Consider the following 11,812-nt stretch of genomic DNA (forward strand, 5'->3'; position numbering starts at 1 on the left):
GATGGTAGTGTGGGGTTTCCCCATGTGAGAGTAGGTCATCGTCAAGATTAAATTCCGAAACCCCTATCTGCGTATGCAGGTAGGGGTTTTGTTTTGCCCAAAGAAAAATCCGACCATCAGGGTTTCTATGCAACGGCTCGGGGCATGGCTATCATTCGGGCCTCATTGTGAGGCGAGACTTGCATGCTGACGTTGTTAAAACTTCTGAAGGATGGGCGATTCCATTCCGGTCAGGCCTTGGGCGCAGCTCTTGGCATCAGTCGCACTGCTGTATGGAAACAGCTCCAGCACCTGGAAGCAGAGTTGGGCCTATCAATTCATAAGGTGCGTGGTCGCGGATACCAGTTGGCTGCGCCGCTGACACTGTTGGATCCTGCAGAAATCGAGGCCAAGTCGTCTGCCAATAGTTGGCCTGCGCAGGTCTTTGATTCCATCGACTCCACCAATGCCGAAGCCTTGCGCGCAATCGAGCGAGGCCAGGCTGCGCCATTTCTCATACTTGCTGAAAGACAAACTGCTGGTCGTGGCAGGCGAGGTCGCAAATGGGTCAGCCCGTTTGCAGAAAACCTTTATTACAGTCTGGTGCTACGCATTGAAGGTGGGATGCGCCAGTTGGAAGGTCTGAGCCTGGTTGTCGGGCTAGCGGTAATGCAAGCGTTGCGCAACCAAGGTGTTTCAGGCGTGGGGCTCAAATGGCCTAACGATTTGCTTGTTGGACAAAAGAAGATCGCAGGCATATTGCTGGAGCTAGTCGGCGATCCGGCGGATGTGTGTCATGTGGTGTTAGGTCTTGGGATCAATGTGAACATGCAGGCCGCCGATGAGGTGGATCAGCAATGGACGTCCATGCGGCTTGAGTCCGGCAAGGTGTTTGATCGCAACCTTCTGGTCGCAGAGCTTGGGGTGGTACTGCAGGCTTACTTGAATCGCCATCAAAGCGAAGGATTTGCGGCTATCCATGCTGAGTGGGAGCAAAACCATGTGTGGCAGGGAAGGGCGGTTTCATTGATTGCTGGCGTCAATCGGATTGATGGGGTTGTTGCAGGTATCGACAGTCAGGGTGCTCTGCGCCTACAGGTGGACGGTGTGGAAAAAGTCTTTAGTGGTGGTGAGCTCAGCCTGAGGTTGCGTGATGATTCTTGAGCTTGACTGCGGAAACAGTTTTATCAAATGGCGAGTGCTGGGTGCTGATGTTCGGGTCGTGGTCGCTGAAGGCGTTGTCGATTCGGATCTTGCTCTACTGCAGGGTCTGAAGCAGCTCGATGGCCTGGCTCTGAAGCGGTGTCGACTGGTCAGTGTCAGAACGGGGGATGAAACGAGTGCGTTGATTACGCTTCTGACTGATGCTTTTGGAGTATCGGTAACCTGTGCTGCTCCTGCTCGTGAAATGTCCGGCGTTCGCAACGGCTACGAGGATTATGAAAAGCTTGGTCTTGATCGCTGGCTGGCGATGCTGGGCGGTTTCCACCTGGCCGGCGGTCCGTGCCTGGTGCTGGATTTCGGCACGGCTGTCACGGCTGACTTCATTGCGGCTGATGGAGAGCACATTGGCGGATTCATTTGCCCTGGAATGCCTCTGATGCGCAACCAGCTGCGCACTCACACTCGTCGCATTCGCTACGGCGATGTTGCCGCCGAGCGCGCTTTGGAAAGTCTTGTGCCGGGTCGCACAACCGTTGAGGCGGTCGAGCGAGGATGTTCTTTGATGCTTCAAGGATTCGTCCTCACCCAGCTTCAGTTGGCGCACAGCTATTGGGGGGATGGTTTCACGGTCTTCCTCACTGGTGGAGATGCAGACTTGGTCCGCGGAGTGGTGCCTGCCGCCAGAGTCGTTCCAGACCTGGTGTTTGTAGGTTTGGCCATGGCTTGTCCTTTGCCTTGAGGTTTTTATGCGTTGGTTGTTTCTGCTGTTGCTTGTTCTCAATGTGTTTTATTACATCTGGCATCAACAAGAGGCACCGCTTCGTGCGAAAGACGTCACCCCTTTAAGTTTGTATCGAGGTTCTCAGCAGGATATTCGCTTGTTGAGTGAAACCAATGAACCCGTTCGAGACAAAGAAAAGCCTCGGCAGGAAAGTGAGTGTCTATATGTAGGTGGTTTTTCTCGCCAGGAAACCATGCAAGCCGTAGAGCGTCGCTTGAGCGGCTTACAGATCCCTGTTCAGTCATTGCCGCGGGATTCGTTCGATTCCGCTGGATTCTGGGTTCGAGTGGTCCCTGAAAGCCGACGTTTGCTGGACGACTCGAAGCTGCAAAACCTTTCCAAAGAATTCAATGAGTTAAAACATAAAATAATGCCGTGTGAGGGGGTTGCACCCGCCGAATAGTTTGCATAGAATGGCGCCCGCTTCGCAGTGAAGACCTTTAGCGGTCAGCAGTGAGAAGCGAGGTCAACGCAGCTAACCTCAGGTTTTTAATGAGAAAATGCTTGACAGAAGGCTGGCATGATATAGAATGCCGGCTCGCTTAGGAGGGGTTCCCGAGCGGCCAAAGGGATCAGACTGTAAATCTGACGTCTACGACTTCGAAGGTTCGAATCCTTCCCCCTCCACCATTTTTAGCGAGAGCTGCAAGCTCCGCGGGTATAGTTTAGTGGTAGAACCTCAGCCTTCCAAGCTGATGATGCGGGTTCGATTCCCGCTACCCGCTCCAAGTTTGCAGGTCCTGCAAAGTGTTTTGCTCTTGTAGCTCAGTTGGTAGAGCACACCCTTGGTAAGGGTGAGGTCAGCGGTTCAAATCCGCTCAAGAGCTCCATATAACAAGGCAGATATGAAAATATCTGCCTTTGTTTTAATGGCTGATGTTACTTGCTCAATTCTTCTGCTGGGGGTTGTTTCGATGGCTAAGGAAAAGTTCGAACGTAATAAGCCGCACGTTAACGTAGGCACTATCGGTCACGTAGACCACGGTAAAACTACTTTGACCGCAGCCCTGACCCGCGTTTGCTCCGAAGTTTTCGGTTCCGCGAAGGTCGACTTCGACAAAATCGATAGCGCCCCAGAAGAAAAAGCACGTGGCATCACCATCAACACCGCTCACGTTGAGTACGATTCGGCAGTGCGTCACTACGCACACGTTGACTGTCCAGGTCACGCTGACTACGTAAAAAACATGATTACCGGTGCTGCTCAGATGGATGGCGCGATCCTGGTTTGCTCGGCCGCTGATGGTCCGATGCCGCAAACCCGCGAGCACATTCTGCTCTCTCGCCAGGTTGGCGTTCCGTACATCGTTGTCTTCCTGAACAAGGCTGACATGGTTGATGATGCTGAACTGCTCGAGTTGGTTGAGATGGAAGTGCGCGATCTGCTGAGCACTTACGATTTCCCAGGTGATGACACTCCGATCATCATTGGTTCAGCGCTGATGGCGTTGAATGGTCAAGACGACAACGAGATGGGCACCACTGCCGTTAAGAAGTTGGTCGAGACCCTGGATACCTACATTCCGCAGCCTGAGCGCGCTATTGATAAGCCGTTCCTGATGCCGATCGAGGACGTATTCTCGATCTCCGGTCGCGGTACTGTTGTGACTGGTCGTGTTGAGCGTGGCATTGTCCGCATTCAGGAAGAAGTTGAGATTGTTGGTCTTCGTGACACTGTCAAAACTACTTGCACTGGTGTTGAGATGTTTCGCAAGCTGCTCGACGAAGGTCGTGCTGGCGAGAACTGCGGCGTATTGCTGCGCGGTACCAAGCGTGATGATGTTGAGCGTGGCCAGGTATTGGTCAAGCCAGGCACCGTCAAGCCGCATACCAAGTTCACTGCAGAGGTTTACGTTCTGAGCAAGGAGGAGGGTGGTCGTCATACGCCATTCTTCAAGGGCTACCGTCCACAGTTCTACTTCCGTACTACGGATGTGACCGGTAACTGCGAATTGCCAGAAGGCGTCGAAATGGTAATGCCAGGTGACAACATCCAGATGACTGTCACTCTGATCAAAACCATCGCGATGGAAGATGGGCTTCGTTTCGCTATCCGTGAAGGCGGTCGTACCGTCGGCGCAGGTGTCGTGGCTAAAGTCATCGAGTAAGTTGTTGTAATGTCTTTTTCGGGCCGGCATAATGGTCGGCCTGATTTTGTTTTAGGTCAGTAGCTCAATTGGCAGAGCGACGGTCTCCAAAACCGTAGGTTGGGGGTTCGATTCCCTCCTGACCTGCCAGATTCACTTGGTGTGTCTGGCTTTCTTTTCACAGGATCTTCATAGATGACTCCTAAAGCTGAAGCTCAAGGCTCTCGCTTCGATCTGCTCAAGTGGCTAGTAGTAGTCGCTTTGGTGGTTGTTGGCGTTGTTGGCAATCAGTATTACTCTGCTTCGCCGATCCTGTACCGCGTACTAGCATTGCTCGCTCTTGCTGCTGCAGCTGCCTTTGTAGGCCTGCAAACAGTCAAGGGCAAGTCTTTCTTTGTACTGGTAAAGGAAGCTCGCACCGAGATTCGTAAAGTCGTATGGCCAACTCGCCAAGAAACCACGCAGACCACGTTGATCGTTGTGGCTGTTGTACTGGTTATGGCGTTGCTGTTGTGGGGGCTTGATTCCCTGCTCGGCTGGCTTGTTTCCTTGATTGTCGGCTAAGGGTGTCCCGTGGCTAAGCGTTGGTACGTTGTGCATGCTTACTCCGGTTACGAGAAGCATGTCATGCGCTCGTTGTTAGAGCGCGTAAAGCTGGCTGGCATGGAAGATGGCTTCGGCGAAATTCTGGTTCCCACTGAAGAAGTGGTTGAAATGCGTAATGGCCAGAAACGCAAAAGCGAGCGCAAGTTCTTCCCAGGTTATGTGCTGGTTCAGATGGACATGAACGAGGGTACTTGGCACTTGGTCAAGGATACTCCTCGGGTGATGGGCTTCATCGGCGGTACCGCTGATAAGCCTGCACCGATCACAGATAAAGAGGCAGAAGCGATTCTGCGTCGTGTCGCTGATGGTAGTGACAAGCCGAAGCCGAAGACACTCTTCGAGCCAGGCGAGTCGGTACGTGTCAACGATGGGCCGTTTGCTGATTTCACTGGCACGGTTGAAGAAGTTAACTACGAAAAGAGCCGGATCCAAGTGGCGGTGCTCATTTTCGGTCGCTCTACTCCGGTAGAGCTAGAGTTCAGCCAGGTCGAAAAGGTCTAGCTGAGCAAGCATCCCAACCCCGCAGCCCTAGGCTGTGGGGTTTTGTCGTCACTGGGATAAACGCGCAAGTAACCGGGGAGCCTTTCGAGGCGTTCGAACCCGTAATTGGAGTGCCTCATGGCCAAGAAGATTACCGCTTACATCAAGCTGCAAGTGAAGGCCGCTCAGGCTAACCCAAGCCCACCTGTTGGTCCTGCTTTGGGTCAGCACGGCGTGAACATCATGGAATTCTGCAAGGCTTTCAACGCCCGTACTCAGGGTATTGAGCCAGGTCTGCCGACTCCAGTGATCATCACTGTCTACAGCGACCGTAGCTTCACTTTCGAAACAAAATCCACACCTGCTTCGGTTCTGCTGAAGAAAGCTGCTGGTCTGACTAGCGGTTCCGCTCGTCCGAACACCGTTAAGGTTGGCACCGTGACCCGTGCTCAGCTGGAAGAAATCGCGAAAACCAAAAACGCGGATCTGACTGCAGCTGATATGGACGCAGCCGTGCGTACTATCGCCGGTTCTGCTCGTAGCATGGGCCTTAACGTGGAGGGTGTGTAATGGCTAAGTTGACCAAACGTCAAAAGGCTATCGCCGACAAAATCGAAGCTGGCAAGTCCTACAACTTTGTAGACGCTGCTGCTTTGTTGGCTGAGCTGTCGACTGTCAAGTTCAGCGAGTCCTTCGACGTTGCTGTAAACCTGGGCGTTGACCCGCGTAAATCTGATCAGGTCGTTCGTAGCGCTACCGTGCTGCCACACGGCACTGGCAAGACTGTTCGCGTTGCAGTGTTCACCCAGGGTCCAGCTGCTGAGGCCGCTCTGGCTGCCGGCGCTGACCGTGTAGGTATGGACGATCTGGCTGCCGAAATGAAAGGCGGCGACCTGAACTATGACGTAGTTATCGCATCCCCGGATGCAATGCGCGTTGTTGGTCAGTTGGGTCAGATCCTCGGTCCACGTGGTCTGATGCCTAACCCTAAAGTCGGCACCGTAACTCCAGACGTAGCTACCGCGGTTAAAAACGCCAAGGCTGGTCAGGTTCGTTATCGCACCGACAAAAACGGCATCATCCACACTTCCGTTGGCAAAGTCGGTTTCGACGCTGTCAAGCTGAAGGAAAACGTTGAAGCCCTGATCGCTGATCTGAAGCGTATCAAGCCAGCTTCCTCGAAAGGCATTTACGTCAAGCGCGTTACCCTGAGCACCACCATGGGTCCAGGTCTGGTCATCGACCAAGGCTCGCTCGACGCGTAAGACAAAGGTTGGCGCAAGTGATTGCGCCAATTGAAAGATTGGGGTCCCTGCCTGGCGGGGGCTATCCAAGACCGTAGGCGACGCAAGTCTTAAACCTCAAGCCTACGCAGATGGTGCTCCCGGTTCCTTACCGAATCAGACACCAAAACGACATCCGGCTTCGGTTGGATGAAACGGTAACAAGCAGGAGTTAAACCCGTGGCAATTAAACTCGAAGACAAGAAGGCCATCGTCGCTGAAGTCAACGAGGCTGCCAATGTTGCCCTGTCTGCTGTTGTGGCTGATGCCCGCGGCGTGACAGTTGGCGCTATGACCGGACTCCGTAAAGAGGCTCGTGAAGCTGGCGTTTACGTACGTGTTGTACGTAACACCCTGCTCAAGCGCGCCGTTGCTGGCACTCAATATGACGTGCTCAACGACGTGTTCACCGGCCCGACCTTGATTGCATTCTCCAAAGAACATCCGGGCGCTGCTGCTCGTATCTTCAAAGAGTTCGCAAAAGGTCAGGATAAGTTCGAGATCAAGGCAGCTGCGTTCGAGGGCAAGTTCCTCGCAGCTAATCAGATCGACGTACTGGCAAGTCTGCCGACCCGTGACGAAGCAATTTCTCAGCTGATGAGCGTGATTCAAGGCGCAACCAGCAAATTGGCTCGTACTCTGGCGGCCCTTCGCGACCAGAAAGAAGCTGCCGCAGCCTAAGGCTGAGCAACTCCTTTCAGCGTTTATTGTTTATTTCGATGGCCGCGTAGGCTGTCACCCCAATACAGGAATTTATAGTCATGTCTCTGACTAACGACCAAATCATCGAAGCAATCGGCGAAAAATCCGTTCTGGAAATCGTTGAGCTGATCAAGGCCATGGAAGAGAAGTTCGGCGTTTCCGCTGCCGCTGCTTCCGCTGGTCCAGCTGCTGTTGCTGCCGTTGCTGAAGAGCAAACTGAATTCAACGTCATGCTGCTGGAAGCTGGCGAGAAGAAAGTTAACGTGATCAAGGCAGTACGTGAACTGACCGGTCTGGGCCTGAAAGAAGCCAAGGCTGTAGTTGACGGCGCTCCTGCCATGGTTCTGGAAGCTGTAGCGAAAGACGCAGCTGACAAAGCCAAAGCCACTCTGGAAGAAGCAGGCGCTAAAGTCGAGCTGAAGTAAGCATCGACTTTGCGTCTCCAGCCCGAGCGTTAAGCGAAAGGCTGATGGCTGGTGGCTCTTGCCACCGGCCTTTTTCCGTTATTGGCAGCCGACTGGGTCGGTGCTGATAACGAGCTGTAACCACCCGATGCGGTGGAGCAAACCATGGGGTTTGCACGATTTTCTGGCTGCTCCCGTCGGGAGGGGCCAAACAAGCAGGTGACCAAGCTGGGGAACGCTGATGGCTTACTCATATACTGAGAAAAAACGTATCCGCAAGGACTTTAGCAAGTTGCCGGACGTCATGGATGTGCCGTACCTCCTGGCCATCCAGCTGGATTCGTATCGTGAATTCTTGCAAGCGGGAGCGACTAAAGATCAGTTCCGCGACGTGGGCCTGCATGCGGCCTTCAAATCCGTTTTCCCGATCATCAGCTACTCCGGCAATGCTGCGCTGGAGTACGTCGGTTATCGTCTGGGCGAACCGGCATTTGATGTCAAAGAATGCGTATTGCGCGGTGTAACTTACGCCGTACCTTTGCGGGTAAAAGTGCGCCTGATCATTTTCGACAAAGAATCGTCGAACAAAGCGATCAAGGACATCAAAGAGCAAGAAGTCTACATGGGTGAAATCCCCCTGATGACTGAGAACGGTACCTTCGTAATCAACGGTACCGAGCGTGTAATCGTTTCCCAGCTGCACCGTTCCCCGGGCGTGTTCTTCGACCACGACCGTGGCAAGACGCACAGCTCCGGTAAACTGCTGTACTCCGCGCGCATCATTCCTTACCGCGGTTCGTGGTTGGACTTCGAGTTCGACCCGAAAGACTGCGTGTTCGTGCGTATCGACCGTCGTCGCAAGCTGCCGGCATCCGTGCTGCTGCGCGCACTCGGCTATACCACCGAAGAAGTGCTGGACGCGTTCTACACCACCAACGTTTTCCACCTGAGCGGCGAAACCCTCAGCCTGGAACTGATTGCTTCGCGTCTGCGTGGTGAAATCGCTGTTCTTGATATTCAGGACGAGAAAGGCAAGGTCATCGTTGAGGCGGGTCGTCGTATTACTGCGCGCCACATCAACCAGATCGAAAAAGCCGGGCTCAAGACCCTGGAAGTGCCTCTGGACTACGTCCTGGGTCGCACTACCGCCAAGGCCATCGTGCATCCGGCAACCGGCGAAATCCTGGCAGAGTGCAACACCGAGCTGAACACCGAGATCCTGGCAAAAATCGCCAAGGCCCAGGTTGTTCGCATCGAAACTCTGTACACCAACGATATCGACTGCGGTCCGTTCGTCTCCGACACGCTGAAGATCGACTCCACCAGCAACCAATTGGAAGCGCTGGTCGAGATCTATCGCATGATGCGTCCAGGCGAGCCGCCAACCAAAGACGCTGCCGAGACTCTGTTCAACAACCTGTTCTTCAGCCCTGAGCGCTATGACCTGTCTGCGGTCGGCCGGATGAAGTTCAACCGTCGTATCGGTCGTACCGAGATCGAAGGTTCGGGCGTGTTGTGCAAGGAAGACATCGTCGCGGTACTGAAGACTCTGGTCGACATCCGTAACGGTAAAGGCATCGTCGATGACATCGACCACCTGGGTAACCGTCGTGTTCGCTGCGTAGGCGAAATGGCCGAGAACCAGTTCCGCGTTGGCCTGGTACGTGTTGAGCGTGCGGTCAAAGAGCGTCTGTCGATGGCTGAAAGCGAAGGCCTGATGCCGCAAGACCTGATCAACGCCAAGCCAGTGGCTGCGGCGGTGAAAGAGTTCTTCGGTTCCAGCCAGCTTTCCCAGTTCATGGACCAGAACAACCCGCTGTCCGAGATCACCCACAAGCGTCGTGTGTCTGCACTCGGCCCTGGCGGTTTGACTCGTGAGCGTGCTGGCTTTGAAGTTCGTGACGTACACCCGACTCACTACGGTCGTGTATGCCCGATTGAAACGCCGGAAGGTCCGAACATCGGCCTGATCAACTCCCTGGCCGCTTATGCGCGCACCAACCAGTACGGCTTCCTCGAGAGCCCGTACCGTGTGGTGAAAGACGCTCTGGTCACCGACGAGATCGTGTTCCTGTCCGCCATCGAAGAAGCTGATCACGTGATCGCTCAGGCTTCGGCCACGATGAACGACAAGAAAATGCTGGTCGACGAACTGGTAGCTGTTCGTCACTTGAACGAGTTCACCGTCAAGGCGCCGGAAGACGTCACCCTGATGGACGTTTCGCCGAAACAGGTTGTTTCTGTTGCAGCGTCGCTGATCCCGTTCCTCGAGCACGATGACGCCAACCGTGCGTTGATGGGTTCGAACATGCAGCGTCAAGCTGTACCAACCCTGCGCGCTGACAAGCCGCTGGTCGGTACCGGCATGGAGCGTAACGTAGCTCGTGACTCCGGCGTTTGCGTCGTGGCTCGTCGTGGCGGCGTTATCGATTCCGTCGACGCCAGCCGTATCGTGGTTCGTGTTGCTGATGATGAAGTTGAGACCGGTGAAGCTGGTGTCGACATCTACAACCTGACCAAATACACCCGCTCCAACCAGAACACCTGCATCAACCAGCGTCCGCTGGTGCGTAAAGGTGATCGGGTTCAGCGTAGCGACATCATGGCTGACGGCCCGTCCACCGACATGGGTGAACTCGCGCTGGGTCAGAACATGCGCATCGCGTTCATGGCCTGGAACGGTTACAACTTCGAAGACTCCATCTGCCTGTCGGAACGAGTTGTTCAAGAAGATCGCTTTACCACGATCCACATTCAGGAACTGACCTGTGTGGCACGTGACACCAAGCTTGGGCCAGAGGAAATCACTGCAGACATCCCGAACGTGGGTGAGGCTGCACTGAACAAGCTGGACGAAGCCGGTATCGTTTACGTAGGTGCTGAAGTTGGCGCAGGCGACATTCTGGTTGGTAAGGTCACTCCGAAAGGCGAGACCCAGCTGACTCCAGAAGAGAAGCTGTTGCGTGCCATCTTCGGTGAAAAAGCCAGCGACGTTAAAGACACCTCCCTGCGCGTGCCTACCGGCACCAAGGGTACCGTCATCGACGTACAGGTCTTCACCCGCGACGGCGTTGAGCGTGATGCTCGTGCACTGTCGATCGAGAAGACTCAACTCGACGAGATCCGCAAGGACCTGAACGAAGAGTTCCGTATCGTTGAAGGCGCAACTTTCGAACGTCTGCGTTCCGCTCTGGTAGGCCACAAGGCTGAAGGCGGCGCTGGTCTGAAGAAAGGTCAGGACATCACCGACGAAGTTCTCGACGGTCTTGAGCATGGTCAGTGGTTCAAACTGCGCATGGCTGAAGATGCTCTGAACGAGCAGCTCGAGAAGGCTCAGGCCTACATCGTTGATCGCCGCCGTCTGCTGGACGACAAGTTCGAAGACAAGAAGCGCAAACTGCAGCAGGGCGATGACCTGGCTCCAGGCGTGCTGAAAATCGTCAAGGTTTACCTGGCAATCCGTCGCCGCATCCAGCCGGGCGACAAGATGGCCGGTCGTCACGGTAACAAAGGTGTGGTCTCCGTGATCATGCCGGTTGAAGACATGCCGCACGATGCCAATGGCACCCCGGTCGACGTCGTCCTCAACCCGTTGGGCGTACCTTCGCGTATGAACGTTGGTCAGATCCTCGAAACCCACCTCGGCCTCGCGGCCAAAGGTCTGGGCGAGAAGATCAACCGGATGATCGAAGAGCAGCGCAAAGTCGCCGAACTTCGTAAATTCCTCGACGAGATCTACAACCAGATCGGCGGTCGTAACGAAGATCTGGATAGCTTCTCCGACCAGGAAATCCTGGATCTGGCGAAGAACCTGCGTGGCGGCGTTCCAATGGCCACTCCAGTGTTCGACGGTGCCAAGGAAAGCGAAATCAAGGCCATGCTGAAACTGGCTGACCTGCCAGAAAGCGGCCAGATGCAGCTGACCGACGGCCGTACCGGCAACAAGTTCGAGCGCCCGGTTACTGTTGGCTACATGTACATGCTGAAGCTGAACCACTTGGTAGACGACAAGATGCACGCTCGTTCTACCGGTTCGTACAGCCTGGTTACCCAGCAGCCGCTGGGTGGTAAGGCACAGTTCGGTGGTCAGCGTTTCGGGGAGATGGAGGTCTGGGCACTGGAAGCATACGGTGCTGCTTACACTCTGCAAGAAATGCTCACAGTGAAGTCGGACGATGTGAACGGCCGGACCAAGATGTACAAAAACATCGTGGACGGCGATCACCGTATGGAGCCGGGCATGCCCGAGTCTTTCAACGTGTTGATCAAGGAAATTCGTTCCCTCGGCATCGATATCGATCTGGAAACCGAATAACACGTGACGCG

The 11,812-nt window shown here is 54.6% G+C and carries 11 protein-coding genes and 4 tRNA genes; all 15 read left to right on the forward strand.

The window, feature by feature from the left end; translation table 11 throughout:
• The first annotated feature begins 183 nt into the window (after positions 1 to 183).
• The 15 genes from birA to rpoB all read left to right on the forward strand — a co-directional run bounded on the left by birA (position 184) and on the right by rpoB (position 11,801).
• A complete protein-coding gene (birA, locus tag FBY12_RS25335; protein ID WP_145257019.1) occupies positions 184 to 1,143 on the forward strand; it encodes a bifunctional biotin--[acetyl-CoA-carboxylase] ligase/biotin operon repressor BirA in 960 nt (319 codons plus the stop codon).
• Positions 1,133 to 1,882 (forward strand): pantothenate kinase, encoded by a 750-nt coding sequence (locus FBY12_RS25340; protein WP_145257022.1) that lies wholly within the window; start codon positions 1,133 to 1,135, stop codon positions 1,880 to 1,882. The genes birA and FBY12_RS25340 overlap by 11 nt, the downstream gene beginning before the upstream one ends.
• Before the next feature lie 7 nt (positions 1,883 to 1,889).
• Entirely contained in the window at positions 1,890 to 2,327 is a 438-nt protein-coding gene (locus FBY12_RS25345) for a hypothetical protein (protein WP_145257025.1), read from the forward strand.
• A 142-nt stretch (positions 2,328 to 2,469) separates the two neighbouring features.
• Positions 2,470 to 2,554 (forward strand) — tRNA-Tyr (locus tag FBY12_RS25350).
• 24 nt (positions 2,555 to 2,578) lie between these two features.
• Positions 2,579 to 2,652: transfer RNA gene (locus FBY12_RS25355), tRNA-Gly, on the forward strand.
• Between the two features lie 26 nt (positions 2,653 to 2,678).
• Positions 2,679 to 2,754 (forward strand) — tRNA-Thr (locus FBY12_RS25360).
• A gap of 84 nt (positions 2,755 to 2,838) precedes the next feature.
• Positions 2,839 to 4,032: an elongation factor Tu gene (gene tuf / locus FBY12_RS25365; RefSeq protein WP_010467251.1), complete on the forward strand. Its 1,194-nt coding sequence runs from the start codon at positions 2,839 to 2,841 to the stop codon at positions 4,030 to 4,032.
• A gap of 53 nt (positions 4,033 to 4,085) precedes the next feature.
• Positions 4,086 to 4,161 (forward strand) — tRNA-Trp (locus FBY12_RS25370).
• Positions 4,162 to 4,206: 45 nt separating this feature from the next.
• Positions 4,207 to 4,575 carry a preprotein translocase subunit SecE gene (gene secE, locus FBY12_RS25375; RefSeq protein WP_092277394.1) on the forward strand — a complete coding sequence of 123 codons (369 nt, stop codon included), beginning with the start codon at positions 4,207 to 4,209 and terminating at the stop codon, positions 4,573 to 4,575.
• Positions 4,576 to 4,584: 9 nt separating this feature from the next.
• Positions 4,585 to 5,118, forward strand: a complete 534-nt coding sequence (gene nusG / locus FBY12_RS25380) for a transcription termination/antitermination protein NusG (RefSeq protein ID WP_054052239.1) — start codon at positions 4,585 to 4,587, stop codon at positions 5,116 to 5,118.
• Positions 5,119 to 5,235: 117 nt separating this feature from the next.
• A complete protein-coding gene (rplK, locus tag FBY12_RS25385; protein ID WP_003210097.1) occupies positions 5,236 to 5,667 on the forward strand; it encodes a 50S ribosomal protein L11 in 432 nt (143 codons plus the stop codon).
• Complete coding sequence (gene rplA / locus FBY12_RS25390) at positions 5,667 to 6,362, forward strand: 50S ribosomal protein L1 (RefSeq protein ID WP_028621538.1); 696 nt, start codon at positions 5,667 to 5,669, stop codon at positions 6,360 to 6,362. The genes rplK and rplA overlap by 1 nt, the downstream gene beginning before the upstream one ends.
• A 198-nt stretch (positions 6,363 to 6,560) precedes the next feature.
• Positions 6,561 to 7,061, forward strand: a complete 501-nt coding sequence (rplJ, locus tag FBY12_RS25395) for a 50S ribosomal protein L10 (protein WP_007896629.1) — start codon at positions 6,561 to 6,563, stop codon at positions 7,059 to 7,061.
• 80 nt (positions 7,062 to 7,141) lie between these two features.
• A complete protein-coding gene (gene rplL, locus FBY12_RS25400; protein WP_121732712.1) occupies positions 7,142 to 7,507 on the forward strand; it encodes a 50S ribosomal protein L7/L12 in 366 nt (121 codons plus the stop codon).
• Between the two features lie 220 nt (positions 7,508 to 7,727).
• Positions 7,728 to 11,801 (forward strand): DNA-directed RNA polymerase subunit beta, encoded by a 4,074-nt coding sequence (rpoB, locus tag FBY12_RS25405; protein WP_092277400.1) that lies wholly within the window; start codon positions 7,728 to 7,730, stop codon positions 11,799 to 11,801.
• Positions 11,802 to 11,812: the final 11 nt, after the last annotated feature.

Origin of the sequence: Pseudomonas sp. SJZ131 (genome assembly GCF_007828705.1) — a bacterium.
Taxonomy (GTDB): domain Bacteria; phylum Pseudomonadota; class Gammaproteobacteria; order Pseudomonadales; family Pseudomonadaceae; genus Aquipseudomonas; species Aquipseudomonas prosekii.